Raw genomic sequence first — 17144 nt, 5'->3', positions numbered from 1 at the left:
GCATCAACCCTCCATGTTCCTCATCCATTGAAGCGACGCAATAAATGAAGCGTTATCACAATCCTGTTCACAGTGTACTTAAAATGGTATTTATTCCATATAGCTCAATCAGGCTATAGACCCTACATTTTTGTGTCGATATTGTGATGTAAACAAAAAAGCCGCCAAATTGGCGACTTCTACGTAATGGTGTTAAGCAAATGGGTAGGTCCAGAATGTTTCTCTTCCGAAACGGGCCTGGATCTCTTCTTGATTCAACTCTCGATCCCCGACAAGCTCCGCTGCCTGAAACTGTGAACGATGGGCCCGGATTGACGCCATTTTTTGTTTCAAAAATCCAGATACATCAACGATTACATCCGCTTTACCAATGAACTGTTCCTGGTTATGGGCAAATGCAACGCAATGAACCAGTGGACGCTCTCCCACAGGAAGACGACTAATCGTGCGAATGACGGCTTCTCCCGTCGCATCATGATCGGGATGTACACTGAACCCCGGGTAGAAAGTAATCACAAGGGATGGATTCAGTTCCTTAAGCAGTGCCATTATGCTGTCGTCCAGCAGTTTCGGGTCTTCGAATTCAATCATTTTATCATGGAAACCAAGCATTCTTAAATCCTGAATTCCAATAGCTGCGGAAGCTTCAATCAGTTCTTGTTTGCGGATTTCAGGCAATGTGACGCGGTTAGCAAAAGGAGGAATCCCCATGTTACGTCCCATCTCGCCCAATGTTAGACAAGCATAGGTAACGTGAGAGCCACCTTCTATGTACTTGGCTAATGTTCCGGACACCGAGAAAGCTTCATCATCAGGGTGAGGATACACCACCAAGATGCGCTCATGCTCATTATCTATAGTTTTCATCGTTATTTGATCCTCCGCTTTCTTCAGAACATTTCCCGACTCAGTTGTAATGCCACAACCAGCTTGCCCTGGGTGTCGTGACCAGCCAGAATCAGTCTTTCTTGGTCCTGTTCGTCAATATGTGTAAGGCCTTCGGCGTATATCCATCCCTGAGTTGTTTTTAGACCAACCCGGTATGGACCCGTACCGGAAATGGACCCCTGCGTATATCGTATGGCCGCATTGGAAATGAATGCCGATGCCGGATGCTTCGAACTGTCGTAGTGATGTGCATACGCTCCTGATGTGAGTTCGAGGTGTACGTATATGTCCTGATCAGCAAGTTCATTGATCCGGAGCTGAATGTCTTGAGGTTGTATCGGTTGCATAGCGGCCTCCTTGTCTAATGTAATTGTAAGAATTTCATTTTAACATAACTACGCAAGAATATACACGGAATGACGCTTCGCCATCTCATGTAGCTTTCTGTTAGAACCAGCCCACTCCAAGAATGGTGTCCGCTTACAACGCTTGTTCGGAACCGCTGCCGGTCTTCACGGTCTGTACCTGATACATATTTACGGTCGTACTGATCAGATAATCAGGTTTCTCCTCTGTTCTCTTCTCACGGTGTCCTTTGATATGTACATCACTTTTCTCCCAATTCTTCCATGCTTCTTCCGATTCCCAGCGAATGATGACCATCACTTCCTCGTTCTCTGTACTTTTCTTGTTGACCATGACACTAAAGTCAATCAGACCGGGCATGTCCACAACAGGAGTTGGACCACTGAAACGTTCCACGATCTTATCGCTATTTCCTTTTTTGACAATGATGCTTCGAGTTTGAATCAACATATTCATTCCTCCTGGTAGAGTCACATGCCTAGCGTTATACGAGACATGTGAACTTTTTATTCTCTTATTTTAATCTAATTGAAAATCATTATCAACGAAAGGGAGTCGATTTCATTTGAAAACAAGAACAGATTAGCACGTTTTTTTCTCTTTTTATTCACCGATGAACTCTATATTATGGAGTGTAGGCAAAAATACGCCCACGATGAACACCCTTAAATCATATCATTGAATTATGCTCAAACGTGCTTGGAAAGGAGTTACACTTGAATTGAAACCTCTAATACAACTACTTCATTTTGGCTATCATCAGGCCATGAGCTGCATATTTCCTGTAGCGATCTTTGGAACATTGGCTCTCTCCAGCGTAATCCCGATTCCTTTCCTGCATCGATATGATGCCATTCTGCTCGTATTGCTTGGTGTGCAGTATCTGATGTATCGAAGCGGCTTGGAAACCCGGGATGAAATCAAGGTCATCTGTGTATTTCACATTATTGGCCTGGTGCTGGAAATCTATAAAGTATGGATGGGATCTTGGTCATACCCTGAGCAAGCCTACACGAAAATCCTTGGTGTCCCTCTGTATAGTGGATTTATGTATGCAAGTGTATCCAGTTTTATGTGTCAGGTGTGGCGAAGACTGCGCATGGACATGACCGGATGGCCTGGTTTATTACCTTCAGTTCTGCTCGGAGCAGCCATCTATATCAACTTTTTTACCCATCATTTTATTCCCGATTTTCGCTGGTGGTTGACGGCGCTAGTATTTATTGTTTTCTGGAAAACGTGGATTATCTACCGGGTACGGGCAACGACCTATCGAATGCCGTTATCGCTCGCATTTATCATTGTCGGTTTCTTCATCTGGACTGCAGAGAACATCGCTACATTCTTCAATGCCTGGAAATATCCTGATCAGCATGATGCCTGGCAACTGGTTAGCTTCAGTAAGATCAGTTCGTGGTTCCTGCTGGTGATCATCAGCGTCATCATCGTTGCGCAGCTCAAATATGTGAAGGCCAATCGAACAACAGATGAATCATAGCCTGACGAGACATTACATCCCCTTATCACAAAAACAGCAGCACTTCTAGACTGGAAAATAAGTCTTTGAGTGCCGCTGTTTTTGCTCTTCAAACTGTTCAGTACTTTGAAAGTATTCGCAGCAACTGATAATTGCTACGTAACAAGGTTCCTAATGTGGACTTTTTATTGCATATGTCCAGATGCTATCTGCTCCAGAATGAGTTCCCCTCCAGCTTCAATCTCAAGCTCATAGATGCCATTCTCATCAGGTTCACATAGGCAGGCATTTCTACTGAGCATCTCGCATGCTTTTACCCATTCAGGAATATGAAGCTTCGTCATGATCCGGCGACAGGCGCTGATTTCTGCCCGGAACAAACCAGAGCTCTGATCCCATGTACAGGACAGACTACCTCCGGGAATACGCCAGCCGTGTATGGAACCTCGTACCCAGCGTTCTGGCAAAGCCGGCAGCAGCTTGATCCATAGTTCTGACACATAGAGCAGCATTTCCTGTACTGCATTAACCCAGCCCATATTGGCATCCAGCTGAATTGGAGCAGCGGGCATGGACATACATACCCCCATATTGCGCCAGTCATTATGCAAGGTATACCCATTACTCAGAACACAGGAGCGCGCAAGAATATCGAGACTTTCCAGCGCTCGCTCACCATTGCCAAGTCGAGCATATATGGACGACATATGTGCAAGGGACCAACCACTCTGAGCACCAAGCCTTCGCTGAACAACTGCTCTCTCGAACGCTTGGAACAGTTCTGGCTGTTCCTCACGGGTGACCTCCTGTCCTGGAAAAACAGGATACAGGTGCGAAAGATGACGATGATCACGTCGATCTTCAAACGCAGGATGCAGCCATTCTTTCACAGCTCCCTCTGCTTCAATTAGATAGTCGGGCATATGCTCCAGCATGGCTTCCCAGCACGAAATCTTAGTCGTATGCAATCCAGCTAGACGACTTGCTGCAATGACATGCTGTAGCAGTTCTTTAATAATAGCAATGTCCATGGTGGCATTAATGGCTGTAGGCATAGGATGTGCCAGTGGCTGTCCATGCTTAGGCATAAAATTCTCAGGTGTATTCTCTGGCGAAACAGACGGGTATATCTTGTATTTTCCGTCTTCACCCAGCACCAGAAAATCTTCATAGAACTGAAGAGCCTCCTTCATGAAAGGCAGGGCTTCCTCGAGCAGAAACTGCTTATCTCCAGTGAACTGATAATGTGCATAATAATGCCTGGCGATCCATCCTGCTGCTCCGGTCCAGTTCATAATTACCGGAACAATCTGGTTAGGCACACCGATACCCGGTGTTGTTCCAGCGGGAATGTAAATCCCTCGGCAGCCGTATAACTTGCGAGCATTGTTGCGAAAGTCATCCATTAATCCATTGTAATAGCGGAACAACGAACGATTCAGATGGGATAAGCCACCCACGTCGGTGTGCCAATACATCATTTGCACATTCTCATTCGCCATATTGTGACCCCAGATCAAGCGATAATCACCACCCCACAAGCCGTATAATCCAAATGGCAATCCGCTATGTTCAGAGGTTCCGCTGATAAATAGATATCGACCATAGGCCCACATCTTGCGCACAAACCCTGTAGGTGCTTCACCTTCATAGGCTTCCAGAAGTAAGTCTTCATTACAGCGCCCGTCATCCGTTTTATCACCCAGATCAAGCTCAGCGGACCGAAACAACGGTTGATGCAGTGAGATATGCCGATCCAGCAACGTATTGTAGTCGCTCTCAAGCGATGCGAGTTCCTGCTTCAACCGTGTCCATTCCTGCGCTCGTCTGCCCGTAGCAAACATTTTAACAAGCACAAGCACTTTTCCAGAGGTCTGGAAATGAAGTTGCCTGCTAAGCATGTCTTCGTTAGGTTCGCTTTCCTTTTGTTGATCATGACTCACACCACGTATTTCGTTCAATTGGATCAGTCGCAGCACCGCTCCGTAGTCCTGTCCATCGTCATTTTGCCCGCCATAGCACAGATAGTCTCCACTATCATCCCGATCAATTCTTATCGTTATAGACGACTTTAGTGCGTTGAACTCCTCATCTTCTCTCACCCTGTCGCCCAGCGGAAAATGCAGGCCTATCGTCCCCGACAGCAATGAATGCTCAGCCGAATCTGTTCCCTGCGCACTTGTTCCATCTTTCACTCTATGAGTCTCGATCTCATAGACAACACAATCGTCTGCACGCGAGACGAACAGACTTCTTGTATAGTTGTCACTTCCGTCCTGCCAGCGCACCTGAACTTCCCCTGTGTCCATATCCAGTTCCCGCCGATATTTGCGAAAAGCGTTATTACACTTCATTTCCACCGTCATTGTAGCCAGTGGATATCGGGAAGACAACTTGGACGCGTAACCTTCTGCTTGCAGTGTACGGGTCAGATGCCAGCTTGCCTCCAAATATCGTTCCTCATCCATTAACTTACGGGTTTCTGATAAGGTATGACTGACATCGGGCAGTTCATCTTTGCGCCCCCAATGCCATAATTCACTGTGCTGCAAGAGCACAGTTTCCGTCTGAATTCCGCCTTGCACTGAAGCACCAAGCTTACCGTTTCCGGAAGGAAGCGCTTCTCGCCACAACCCTTGCCACCAGGAAGAAGGATATTTTAGCAACAACTTGTTCCTGTCCGGCCGTATGCCTGTAGTGTCTGTGTGATTAGTGTGTTGGTTCACGCTTTTTCCGCCCTAAGTCTCTCCATCTCTATACTGGCTAGCAAGAATGGGGCTACGCCCATCTGCACATCGCTAACGACCTGTTCACTGATGTAATATTCATAAGAACCGTCCCGATACTTCTTCCCGCCGAGTCCGGCACCATGACAGATGTGGTGCAGATGCACCCCTTTTTCATCTTCAGTGACTAACTGCTTCAATATTCCAGCATAGGCATGATCAACAACTTCACGGTCCAATTCAGCTAAATAATGTAACCTGAGGCCTTTCGCAAGCGCATAGGTCAGCATGCAGGAAGCAGAGGCTTCCAGATAATTACCCGCCCTGCCGTTCTGATCCATGACTTGGTACCAGAGTCCACTATCATGATCCTGAGCATGAGCAATCGCGTAGGCCATTCGTTCAAATATGCCCATGATCTGTCCTCGCTGTGGGTGATCCACGGGAAAGTACTCCAGTACATCCACCACGGCCATTGCATACCATCCCATGGCCCGGCCCCAGACATGAAATGATCGACCAGTAGCTTGATCGCACCAACGTTGTTCCCTGCTCTCATCCCAGGCATGATGGAGTAGGCCATTCTGCGGATTACGGGTCTTTCGCTCGATCAACAAAATCTGTCGGGCCACTTCATCGAAGCTCTCTGGATGATCAAAGGTGTTCGCATATTCCGCCAGAAAGGGTGATGACATATAAATGCCATCCAGCCACATCTGAAACGGATATATCTTCTTATGCCAGAATCCACCTTCACTTGTCCGGGGCTGTCCTTTAAGCTGGTCAACGAGATGCAGAATCGCCTTAACATACTTGTTATTGCCGGATTTCTTCCACTGACTGAACAGATTTTTGCCTTCATTGATCATATCCAGGTTGTAATCATTTAATTGATAGGTTCGAATTGTGCCGTCATTCTCGATGAGGTCATCCATGTGACGCTGAACAAGTTCGGCATAGAGAGATTCCTGATTCCATTCAGCGGCGCGCTCCAGTGCCATCAGCGTCATCCCCCCTACATAGCCCCATTTGCCTGCAATCTTGGGGTGATTGCCATTCTGGCATTCGGAAAGCAAGGTATCTGCTATTTTGACAGACATTCTGCGTTCCTGTGACACTGACTTTGTCGAAGTTCCAACCATATCGAAATCCTCCTTCGGATAAGTTATGCCATCTGACCCGTTATTTCGAGGGTTTAACGTCCTGACGATTACATCAAAGGATGAAGACCTTCCCATCTCACACTCCAGCTTCCATCCCGCGGAAATCCCGGATTCGCTTGTTCTTCTGCCCCTGTCCAGCCAGCAGCCATCATGGCAACAGCGGTTAACAGACCACCGTTCCCGGGAAGATAAGCCCACAACCCTGCTCTCTGATAGTTGTGTCCGTTAGGCAAGTACGTGTTCTTTGTAGCATCCATCAACAGGAAATCGACTGCGAGATCCGGCTCATTTAATCTGGCTGCTGTCATTGCACACATCGGAAAATCCCAACCCCAGGCAGATTCCCAGTCCCAGCATTCTTTGACCTTGTGCAACGTATTTCTCATGATCTCCGGATCGATTAATGAACCTGGCAGTACTCCAAGTGCTCCAACCATCGAGGGATGATCATGGTTTTTATCAGTGTAAGTGTCCGGACAATTCTCGTGTGCGAGATAAACTCCGTTCTCATGCCGAGGTTTAGCCATATGCGAAGCCACTCTTCGCCAGTCTGGATTGGCTGGATGATTCAAACGCTCTGCCCAAAGGATGGCTATCTCCAAACCGAATTTCCAGTACTCCAGTTCATAGGGCGGATTCAAACTATCGTTCATGGGGTGATTCTCCTGCGCAGGGATAAGCGGCGGACCCAGCACATACGCTTGCCTTATCCCATCCCAATGGGCATAGGACACCATAAAGTCAGCCGCCTCAAATACGATATCCTGATACCTTGTTAATATAGCAGGGTCAGGCCGGGACAGATAACACATCTCAGCTAGTGCCATGGGATGTGGTTGCTGCCAGATCAATCCCGGAGCTACTGGCGACGGAGTCTGATGCCCGTTATAACCCACCATTTTAGGCCATCGCGCTCCGACATAACCTTGAGAGCGTGCCAGTTCGTGTGCTTCTGGCAGGATGGTCAGATACCAGTCCATACTCTTGCACAACAGATCGGTCCGATTCCAGAGCGGAAAATGCGCTGCATGCCACCAATGCATCTCCAGATGCATTTTTCCGAACCAGCTATTATACATATATCCGGTCTCTTGTGGTGGCATGGACCCACCACTGTGCACCGCACTCAGGAACTGGGATAGGACCACTCTACGCTCCAGTTCAGCGGCACGCGGATCTGAACTGCCTTCAAAATCAATCACTCCGCCATCATTCCAGAACTGATTCCAGTGGACCGAGCTTGATCGCAACACTGTATCTGCTGGCAAGGTTTCCGGCTTATGTGCAGCAAAAGCTACACTGCACGACCAGATGTCCGAGTTTGGTATGGCCTTGGGAGATAGTGTGAATTCGTGAGTTCCCGTCTGTTCCAGTTGGCCTGCGTCCCAGATCCATTCCAATGCATACTCATCTTCATCCAGCACACGTTTCAACGATGCGGAAGTCGAAGTGACCGATGTCAGCACAGTAGAATGCCTGTCATGTTTCTTCCAGTCGGGGAATACTGATTTTGACCAGCTCCGGTGTGTCATATCAGGAGACGGAAATACAACAAACAGTTGTAGACGCTGTTTACGGATTAATTCGGATTGTACACGAATGGCGATACAATCAAGCCGTGGGTCACAGGCTGTCTCTACACGCACTTCCTCCCCCTCCACGGTAAATTCACTATGCAGAATTCCGGTCCATAGATTCAATTCCTGGCGTACCGGAACGACATGGGTGACGTCCGTCTCCTGACCATCTTCTCCCAGCAGACGAAACGAAACGCGTCCAAGTTGAAGTCGATGCGGGTTCTGCCTAAGCCAGTGATAGGCTTCCTCCTTATCTTCCGGCTTCATGGGATAAGGCACTTTTCGGCCATATGTCTCAAATGCCTGATAGACAATATCCTTATCCCCGAATACATGATGACTTCCCGTATAATGCCAACCCCAGTTGGATTGTGTACCAAGAGGTATCTCATACAGATCTGGATACGTCTGGAGTCCCGTAAAATCAGCACTGAATGCAAATTCTCCATTACCTACTGATAAAGGTGATCTCGGCTCAAGCTCCGTTAATACCGGATGATTCCTGGTGACGACTGAATGTCGATCCATCAATGGCTCTGCCTCCTTGTCATTTTATCGCGTTCAAGTATGGGTCAAGATTCCTGTAGTGCCCCCCTCCGGCTTCGCATTATTTCTCTGTACTTACCCGGTGTAATGTCCTTGTATTTTCGATACACCCGAATAAAACTGTTCTCATGCTGATAACCTACCATCGTTGCGATCTCGGAAATTCTGTAATCTGTATCCAGCAATAGTTTACAGGCGCGTTCCATACGAAGCTTGGTAAAATATCCGTGGATGGTATCGCCCATTTCCTGCTTGAACAACTGGCTTGCCAAACTGCTTCCGATTCCGGCATGCTCCGCAATCTCCTGAATGCTTACCGGGTCTTCCAGGTGCTTGTTCATAAACGCAATCATCCGTTGGCAAATTATGAAATCCTTGCTGAGCATGAGGCTCCCGAACCAATCAGCCAGAACTTCGATCTGACTTCGTAGCACTTCACAGACAGCCTCCAGATGCATGGTCCGCATATCCACCATTTCGAGTCCGAAACCTTCTGTCTCGCGCTTCAGGCGAATTCGTTCAAGTGTAGCTGCAACAGCTTCAAGAAAGGCCAGCGCCGATGAAGGATGCCATTGCTCGTTGGTCATTCGACCAACTATCTTGTCAAAAGTCCTCAGGGCTTCTTCACCCCTGCCTGCTTCGACGGTTTCCGTCAATTGAGTCATGAATTCAAGTTCTTCCAATGTGTTCTCGGTTGGTTGCGGCCCCGAGATCTCGTCAAACGAAATAACTCGTTCATACCCCAGGTAGAATCTGTAATCCAGCGCACGTTCCGCCTCATGCATAGCTCGCTGAAGTCGCATGAATCCGTCGTGCCCCCCGCTTACGCCGCTCGACACCTGAAACTTGAGCAAGCGAGGAATCATGCCAATTTTCTCTCGTATTGCTGTCGTTATGCTCTTGCTACCGCCAGAATGAAGCGGTTGAAGCATCACGAGCATCCGGTCTCTGCCCAGATCGGCTGATAACACCCGCCATTGTCCAGACAACAGTTCAGCTATGATATTACCAATGGCAAATTTCAGCAGGGAGTGATCTGACTTCGTAAAGCGCTCACACCAGGCCTTATAATTATCAATCGACAACATGGCAATAGAGAGTGGCTCATCGCTCCAATCCTTGAAATAACGGCACCATTTCTCGCTAATTTCCCGACTTCCTGTCATATGTCCGTTATAGATATCCGTCAGAAATTTGGATGAAGCTTCCGGAAGGGTCTGCCTGAGATTGATGGCCTGCTGAGCATGATCCGTTAGCAATTGCCCCGTTATTTTCTCCAGATCAATCTGCTCCGGATGGATTCTCTCCTGGTCGTACCCGGTGAGCAGTTGTCTCATGCGTCTTACCGGTCTAAAAGCAGCTGCATTGTAAACTGTGATCGTAACAGCTCCTGCTACAAGAGCCAACAAAGATACGATAAAAACAATATTGCGGATCTTCTGTGCATTAGCCAGGAGACTGTCTTGTGATATCACGGACAGATAACGCCATCCGGTGTAAGGTGAAATGGTCTGTGAAGCCAGTAAAAGCTTACCTTCATGTTTAAACTCACCAAGCTTTTCACCATCCAGTTGGGTGAGTACATGACTGACCGCTTCCTCTCCGACAGCATAATTGCCGAGATCATATAAAGGCTGGTTGTTGGTATCGAGGATGAACCGATGGCTGTCAAGGTCGGAGACGGATGAGAGCAGCATGTGCTCGAACATCTTCTCTGTCATGAAATTAACTGCGATAATCCCTTTCAACTCGCCAGCGATCATTATTTTTCGGTAAAGTGTAATTTGCGGCATGGATGCACCAGAAGAAGTGGAAATCTCACGTTGCTTGACCAGCATGGGACGCTCTTCAAGTTCATCGGCAACGCTAACCCAATCCGAATCCGGGAAATTAACCTTGCTGGAGCTGTAGCCTTGTGGAAAGGCAACGATGCTTTCTCGATTCATATCAAAAATGTAAGCGCTCTTAATAAAAGACGTACTACTGATTAAGGTTTCCAGAAATTGTACCAGTTCCGTAATATTGCGGTATGATCCCTGTACTTCATTGGTGAGAAATCGGTATACATTACTGTTCAGTGCAATTTTCACCGCAATCTGGTCACTTTCCCGGATCACTTCATCAATATCATTCATGCTGATACGCAGCATCTGGTGTTGCGGCTCACTTAATTCCTGCTGTAACACCGATTTGGAAGAATAATACGTCGTCATCCCCACCGCAATAATAATCATGAAGACAACAACAGTCAGAATCAGCAGCAGCCGGGTCTGGGTATTGGTGACATTGAATTTTAGCCACTTCAAGAAGGAAAGGGTCACAATTATCCCACCTCATATGCAATATACCGATATTATACCGTTCCCATATGCCCAATACGACCCGGTCCAACAGCCTATTTTCTCCCTCTAAAAAGATGATTTCTCCAATTTCCCCGGTGTTCCGACCCTTTCCGCAGTGAAAACCGGCGTGTTTGTCTGCCATTCTTGCATGGCAATAGTTTCAAGCCCAGCAAGAAGTACAATGCCGATCCCATGGGTATCATTCAGATTCCAACCCAGCTCATGCTTGTAATAGTGATTTGTGAAGGAGTAGCTGGAGCCACGACATACGCCGTATACATTGCCTCTTTTATCAATTGTACGCTCCGATAGCCCCTTCCACCCTTGATACACCGCTTGTGCATAGGGTTTTGGATCTAAAAGCCAACCCTTTCGCACCCCTCGGGCATACGCATAGATGAACATGGAAGTACAGGATGTTTCCTCATACGACTCCGGGTCCGTTAATACCTGATGCCACAGTCCGTTTCTGCCCTGCAATACCAAGTACCCTTCACACAATTCCCTGTAGAACTGAATGAGAACTGTATAGGATGGATGGTCATGAGGAAGGGCCGTCAGCAGCTCCGACAAAGAGAACAATACCCAGCCGTTGCCTCGGCCCCAAGGGGTCCGTGTTGGCTCACCTCGCTCCACATCGAATACATGGGACATGATTTGACGCTCTGGAATATACAGATACTTTTTATACAAAAGAACCTGTCTTGCCGCTTCATCCAGCAGCTTATCGTCACCCGACCATTCGGCGTATCTACACAGGAACGGGATGCTCATATACAGATCATCACACCACATCGTGTTATCCATTGATCTGGAGACACCAATCTTGCGGTATAAAGTGCCATCTTCCAGACGGGACTGTTGATGCAAAATATAGTCCGCGATATGAGCTGCCGCCTCTGAAACGCCGTCCAACTTGCGTTCCCGATCGGCAAGCAGCATGGTGGCGCCGAAAGATCCACAGTCGTCCAGGCTGTCGATATGGGAGAGCTGATTATTCAGCCCAGCTGCACCATAACGTTCTCTGTCCCATAAGGAGTAGCTGAAACGTGAAGAGGCAAATTCAATGTGATTCAGCACGTAATCTCGAATATCCGATCGTTGACCCGCTTTGCCAAGCTGAAGCAATCCGTATAACGTGACGCCCAGGGGATAGTTCCATCGGCCGAACCATTCATTTTCCAGAAATGGACGTACCTCTCCGTCTGGCAGCTCTGTTCGCCAGTATACGTCTTCACCTGTTCCGCTACGAGCAGTCCGCTTCATCTTCTGGCAGGAAGCCAAATCAATCTCCTGTTCCGCTTGAAAAGGACCCAGGTACAGCCACTTGCCTCTGTGCCCCTTCACATCCAGTGCGGGTGTCAACATCTCATCTGTAGTTGCATCCATACGGAATCCCCAATCCCGGTCTCCACCTACACAGTTCGCTGTCAGATCTTGCACGCCAGCTGACAATGGCAGTTCGAAGCGAAAGCGTCCGGCATGCTCTTGATGGAATACCACCTTGCCCTCCACCGAGAATTCAATTGGGCTGTAGGCCTCACCAGAGATTAGCACAGTCTCCTTGCCACATTTCGTACCACCTATCTTCGTCCATGCATACGCAGACATGCCGCTGGTCAGTTCATACATCCGTGCCAACTGTCCATAAGGCGATGCCTTCTCAGGGTCTTCCTCCTGAGGCAACCAGTTAACGCCAGTGGCCTTCTCTCGCATGGGGCCAGAAGGAATTTCCGACAACGGAAAATCCAAAGGCTCGCTGTAGAGCCAGCCTTCTTCCCCATCTCGTTCCAGCGAAGGCACAATGAAGTGAAGTGGTTTGTTCTTCCGGGAGCCGGTCCCAAACTGGGCACCTCCCCCCTTTTCACCTAATTTGAGTTCAAGAACGAAATGATTCCAGCCTTTAACCAATCCACATTTCAGTTTCAGAACAGGATTCGCTGGATACTCCTCTTCAGCTGCCGAACCATAGATCAACACGCCATTATGATATAGCCTTACAGGTCCGAAGCAGGTGATATGAAAAATAAAATCCTGATCGTTGTCACTCCACAGTTTGGCCCACGCATAGACCTGTTGATTTCTCTGCATGTGGGGGAATATATCCTCCAGTGGAAAGTCATAGCGGTGATCATCACACTTGCGTACGATACCTACTCTACTCACTCTGTAAACCGGCGGATGCGGTGGATTAGCTCCAATATACCTTCCCGCAATGCTCATCAGAGCGTGCATAATGTCTCCACCACTCTGATAAGCCATACTCTCCTCCGGTTCAAAATAACCATGTCTGGTCATGTCGCTTCTCCCTCCCTTTGTGGAGTGGGCACTCTGCTGTTCCAACCACCCAGCACTTCGTCTATGGAAATAGGCCGATGCTCTTCCACAGATCGCCACACTGCTTCTCCAGCGGCAACGGAATAAGCGCCGTCTTCAGCGCCAGACAGAATTCGGTAAGGGCGTCTCTTATCTTCGCCGAGGAAAATATCCTCCAGCAGAAGTGGATCTCCTCCTCCATGTCCGCCTTCACGATGAACAACATGGATCGTTTCTTTTGAACCAAAGAGCGGAAAGTAATCGATCGTCTGGACGGGTGTGGGAAAAGGCGTCCGGGCCGGCATATGATACTCCAATGTTTCCAGCCTGCCCTTCGTGCCATTTACCGCCAGACGGTAACCCTCGTATGGAAGCGAGAAATTGACCGAATAACTCATCAGCACACCTCCGCTATATTTAACAGTTGCAGCATACGTATCTTCAATCTCAATGGTGGAATCGAAGATACACTGGTCAGGACGGTATGATGTGTACGGAAAATCCTTTTGGCTTGCTGTACCGAGCAGGTTCAGATGATCATCCGGTACCCGGATCTGACGACTGCGGGATGTCCAGCGTGAATAATAGGCGCAATCTTCTGAGACATTACATGTACGGCAATGTCTGCCGTCCTCCTGCGCTGGATTCCATTCTCCTTCAGCCCCATAAAAGTTCAGTGCTCCATAAGCAAAAACTTCAACCGGCTTTTGATTGATCCACCACTGGACGAGATCAAAGTGATGAGTACTTTTATGGACCGACAGACCTCCCGAGAATGCTCGCTCACGGTTCCAGCGTTTAAAATAACTGGAGCCGTGATGGGTATCGATATACCAGTTCAGGTCTATGGACGTGATGCGCCCAAGCTTGCCCTCCTGGATCATTTCCTTGATGCGCATGTGTATTGGCATATACCTATAATTGAAGGTTACGATGACGTTGCCCTTACTCCTTGCTTCTGCTTCCAGAATGCGTCTGGCATCAGCTCCAGTAGTTGTCATCGGCTTTTCGGTGATAACATCGAGATTCCGCTCCAACGCGGCAACAATATAGTGGGCATGAGTATCGTCCCTGCCAGCCACGATGATACAGTCAGGCCGCGTCTCATGGACCATGACCTCGAAATCCGAAGTTCCATATACCGGTACTTCTGTGTGCTCAGGAAAACGGGCGCGATAGACTTCAAACCGTGCAGGATCGCTATCCAGCAGGGCGACAACCTCTGAACTATGAGAGAACAGCTCATGAATTGGTTTTGCAAATTGTCCCAATGCTCTGCCGCTGACCCCGCATAGGGCATATCTTTTTTTCATTTTCTCACCTTCTCATACCATTCCTGTACACGCTGGGTGACCACTTCTCCCCCGGAAGCATTCCATTTCTTCACATATTCATCATAAGCCTCAATCGGTAGCTCGCCGATGACAATCTTGGTCAATACCTCTTGAAACAACTTGTGAGACTGGATATCAGGAAAACCTTCATACACAGAGGCAGGCAGACCGTCACCTGCAATTTGCCGTGCATCGGCCGTGCTGACTTTGAACATGTCTTTGACCATTTGCTGCTGATCTTCCGGATATGTCTCCTCAATTCGCTTATTCATGTCTTCTGCTGTAGTTAGATTCTTCATACCCAAGGCAAGCGGTTTGTTGTCAGCAGGTGGAAGAATGACTTTGCGTCCATCCTTGACTTCATGCTGCTCACCCTCAAGACCAAAGCGACCAAACTCATCATTTTCAGGATTGTAAAAGAAATCCAACAGCTTCAGCGCATTTGGCGCATTGTCCTGTTTGGTGGATGGGATCATCCATTCCGGTTCACCCATGCTTTTCTGGGTGACAAAAGCTTCAAACCCTTCGGCTTTGGGCAACGGCATTGCTGCAATATAGGCATCTGGAGCCTGGGTCAGCATCGCATTGTACCGATCCCGCACATTTGCAGGCAAATGGTACCAGCTACCTACGAGGTTGTTATTGATTTTGGCCTGCCACACTTCCCCTTTGTTCAGGAAGGTTTCGTTGTCCAGCAGTTTTTCCACATATAACATTCGAATGAACTTGATGGCTTCCCTCATATTATCGGTAGTCCCAGCGTACTGGATTTTTCCATCGTATTCATCCCATTCGGGATACCCTTCCCACATCGCTACCCCGTACATCGCAAACAAATGGTCCATCCATCTGCCGAATTCCCTGCCGCTTGTTGGCAGTTCATCCGGTTTCCCATTGCCATTCGGGTCCTTGTCACGAAAAGCTTTGAGCAACTCGACATAATCATCAGTGGTCTTTGGCATCTCCATGCCCACCTTATGCACCCAATCCTGACGAATTAACGGTGCACGTTCAGGCACAAGAAATACCTTGGGCACATAATAGATTTTGCCATCAGGGGAAGCAGAGCGTACGATATCCCAAGCTTCCTGAGGAATGCTTTCCCACACATGGGGGGCATATTCAGGCAGCAGTTCATCCAGTGGCAACGCGCCTCCCTGCTGAATCAGTGTCTGCTCAATGCCTCCAATCGGACGGAGGATATCTGGCAGGTCATCCGAGGCAATCATCAGGTTCAAGTATTCGGATGGCTCCGAACCGGGAGGCGTTGTAATGAGTTCATATTGGACTCCCGTCTGTTCAGCGATGTATTTCACATGTGGATTATCCGCAGTTGGCAAGCTGCCAACGCCCATATGGCTTTTGAATACTTTGACTTTTACAGCTCCACCACTGCCTTCGCCGTTACCAATGTCATTTCCGGAATTTGTAGTAGCGGATCCACAACCAGCGACCAACAGCATGGCTAGACTGAGCAATAGCGGCATCATCTTGCGACTCAGTTGTTTTCTCATGGAATCATCCCCCTGGACATGGTTTATTCTTTCAGTGATCCGAGCAAAGAACCTTTCACAAAATACTTCTGTAAATAAGGATACACCAAAATAATGGGAACGCTTGCAAAAAGTATCGTCGCTGCCTTTAACGTGGTTGTATTGAAGTTGTAATCCTCAAGAAACATATTTACCTGGGCCAGTTCCTCCGGGCTGGTTAAATACGCTCGCAACTTCATTTGCAAAGGCCAGAGCCCTGGATCACGTAGAAACAGTACCGCCCGCTGGAACGTGTTCCAGTATCCCACAGCATAGAACAGACTGACCGTAGCCAGAACCGGCTTGGATAGCGGCAAATAAATCTGAAACAGAATCCGGAAGTCATGGCAACCGTCGATTCGGGCCGTGTCATCAAGTTCTTTGGGCAAGCTCATGAAAAAGGTACGCAGAATGACCATATTAAATGTGCCAATTACACCAGGAATAATCAGGGACCAGATGGAATTCATCATGCCCAGCTCCCTTACCGTCAGAAAGAATGGAATCATCGGGGCATTGAAAATCATTGTAATTACGATGCCCAGCATCACTTGTTTGCGAATCATAAATTCTCTGCGCGATAACGGAAAAGCGGTCAACACCGAAAATAACATACTAAGCGCAGTACCAACTACCGTAATGAATACGGTTACACCGAACGATTGCCATAAGCCCGAGCTTTGTAGAATGTGTTTCCATGACGCGAAAGTAAAGCCAACGGGCCACAGAAATACTTCTTTGGAGTCTGCCGCAACCGGCGAACTCAGGGAAACCGCAAGCAGATGTAGCAACGGAAGGAGCATCGTAAAGGCCGCAAGTGTCAGGAAAATGTAGTTGGCGGTTTGGAACAGCTTTTCTCCAATCGTCTGCTTGATCA

Annotated in this window: 12 protein-coding genes; 1 reads left to right on the top strand and 11 read right to left on the bottom strand. The window is 48.1% G+C overall.

The genetic code is table 11. From position 1 onward, the window contains the following. Positions 1-192: 192 nt before the first annotated feature. The 3 genes from bshB2 to ACTHPG_RS09265 all read right to left on the bottom strand — a co-directional run bounded on the left by bshB2 (position 193) and on the right by ACTHPG_RS09265 (position 1704). Entirely contained in the window at positions 193-867 is a 675-nt protein-coding gene (gene bshB2, locus ACTHPG_RS09275; RefSeq protein ID WP_440388868.1) for a bacillithiol biosynthesis deacetylase BshB2, read from the bottom strand. A 23-nt stretch (positions 868-890) separates the two neighbouring features. Continuing rightward, positions 891-1235 carry a YojF family protein gene (locus ACTHPG_RS09270; protein WP_440388867.1) on the bottom strand — a complete coding sequence of 115 codons (345 nt, stop codon included), beginning with the start codon at positions 1233-1235 and terminating at the stop codon, positions 891-893. Between the two features lie 133 nt (positions 1236-1368). After that, entirely contained in the window at positions 1369-1704 is a 336-nt protein-coding gene (locus tag ACTHPG_RS09265) for an antibiotic biosynthesis monooxygenase (protein WP_440388865.1), read from the bottom strand. 235 nt (positions 1705-1939) lie between these two features. Here ACTHPG_RS09265 and ACTHPG_RS09260 point away from each other — a divergent pair, with 235 nt between their 5' ends. Next, a complete protein-coding gene (locus ACTHPG_RS09260) occupies positions 1940-2752 on the top strand; it encodes a DUF817 domain-containing protein (RefSeq protein WP_440388864.1) in 813 nt (270 codons plus the stop codon). 164 nt (positions 2753-2916) lie between these two features. Here ACTHPG_RS09260 and ACTHPG_RS09255 read toward each other — a convergent pair whose 3' ends face one another. The 8 genes from ACTHPG_RS09255 to ACTHPG_RS09220 all read right to left on the bottom strand — a co-directional run bounded on the left by ACTHPG_RS09255 (position 2917) and on the right by ACTHPG_RS09220 (position 17142). After that, positions 2917-5457: a glycosyl hydrolase family 95 catalytic domain-containing protein gene (locus ACTHPG_RS09255; protein ID WP_440388862.1), complete on the bottom strand. Its 2541-nt coding sequence runs from the start codon at positions 5455-5457 to the stop codon at positions 2917-2919. After that, positions 5454-6599 carry a glycoside hydrolase family 88/105 protein gene (locus tag ACTHPG_RS09250; protein ID WP_440388860.1) on the bottom strand — a complete coding sequence of 382 codons (1146 nt, stop codon included), beginning with the start codon at positions 6597-6599 and terminating at the stop codon, positions 5454-5456. Before ACTHPG_RS09250 ends, ACTHPG_RS09255 begins: the two co-directional genes overlap by 4 nt. Before the next feature lie 68 nt (positions 6600-6667). Next, on the bottom strand, positions 6668-8725 hold the full coding sequence (locus ACTHPG_RS09245) for a glycoside hydrolase family 65 (RefSeq protein WP_440388859.1): 2058 nt from the start codon (positions 8723-8725) through the stop codon (positions 6668-6670). 44 nt (positions 8726-8769) lie between these two features. Continuing rightward, on the bottom strand, positions 8770-11064 hold the full coding sequence (locus ACTHPG_RS09240) for an AraC family transcriptional regulator (RefSeq protein ID WP_440388857.1): 2295 nt from the start codon (positions 11062-11064) through the stop codon (positions 8770-8772). An 87-nt stretch (positions 11065-11151) separates the two neighbouring features. After that, on the bottom strand, positions 11152-13383 hold the full coding sequence (locus tag ACTHPG_RS09235) for a glycoside hydrolase family 88/105 protein (protein WP_440388855.1): 2232 nt from the start codon (positions 13381-13383) through the stop codon (positions 11152-11154). Beyond that, a complete protein-coding gene (locus ACTHPG_RS09230) occupies positions 13380-14714 on the bottom strand; it encodes a Gfo/Idh/MocA family protein (protein ID WP_440388854.1) in 1335 nt (444 codons plus the stop codon). The genes ACTHPG_RS09235 and ACTHPG_RS09230 overlap by 4 nt, the downstream gene beginning before the upstream one ends. Next, a complete protein-coding gene (locus tag ACTHPG_RS09225; protein ID WP_440388852.1) occupies positions 14711-16249 on the bottom strand; it encodes an extracellular solute-binding protein in 1539 nt (512 codons plus the stop codon). The genes ACTHPG_RS09230 and ACTHPG_RS09225 overlap by 4 nt, the downstream gene beginning before the upstream one ends. Positions 16250-16272: 23 nt before the next feature. Beyond that, on the bottom strand, positions 16273-17142 hold the full coding sequence (locus ACTHPG_RS09220; protein WP_440390200.1) for a carbohydrate ABC transporter permease: 870 nt from the start codon (positions 17140-17142) through the stop codon (positions 16273-16275). Between the last annotated feature and the right edge of the window lie 2 nt (positions 17143-17144).

The sequence above is a fragment of the Paenibacillus sp. SAF-068 genome, from assembly GCF_051967555.1.
GTDB lineage: Bacteria > Bacillota > Bacilli > Paenibacillales > Paenibacillaceae > Paenibacillus.
Note: the sequence above shows the minus strand (reverse complement) of the source record. Positions and strands in the feature narration are given on the sequence as shown.

Excerpts from the sequence above, each read along its gene's own strand:
- ACTHPG_RS09230 (WP_440388854.1), bottom strand. The coding sequence starts at position 14,714 with ATGAAAAAAAGATATGCCCTATGCGGGGTCAGCGGCAGAGCATTGGGA.
- ACTHPG_RS09270 (WP_440388867.1), bottom strand. The coding sequence starts at position 1,235 with ATGCAACCGATACAACCTCAAGACATTCAGCTCCGGATCAATGAACTT.
- ACTHPG_RS09245 (WP_440388859.1), bottom strand. The coding sequence starts at position 8,725 with ATGGATCGACATTCAGTCGTCACCAGGAATCATCCGGTATTAACGGAG.
- ACTHPG_RS09235 (WP_440388855.1), bottom strand. The coding sequence starts at position 13,383 with ATGACCAGACATGGTTATTTTGAACCGGAGGAGAGTATGGCTTATCAG.
- ACTHPG_RS09225 (WP_440388852.1), bottom strand. The coding sequence starts at position 16,249 with ATGAGAAAACAACTGAGTCGCAAGATGATGCCGCTATTGCTCAGTCTA.
- bshB2 (WP_440388868.1), bottom strand. The coding sequence starts at position 867 with ATGAAAACTATAGATAATGAGCATGAGCGCATCTTGGTGGTGTATCCT.
- ACTHPG_RS09260 (WP_440388864.1), top strand. The coding sequence starts at position 1,940 with ATGCTCAAACGTGCTTGGAAAGGAGTTACACTTGAATTGAAACCTCTA.
- ACTHPG_RS09265 (WP_440388865.1), bottom strand. The coding sequence starts at position 1,704 with ATGTTGATTCAAACTCGAAGCATCATTGTCAAAAAAGGAAATAGCGAT.
- ACTHPG_RS09250 (WP_440388860.1), bottom strand. The coding sequence starts at position 6,599 with ATGGTTGGAACTTCGACAAAGTCAGTGTCACAGGAACGCAGAATGTCT.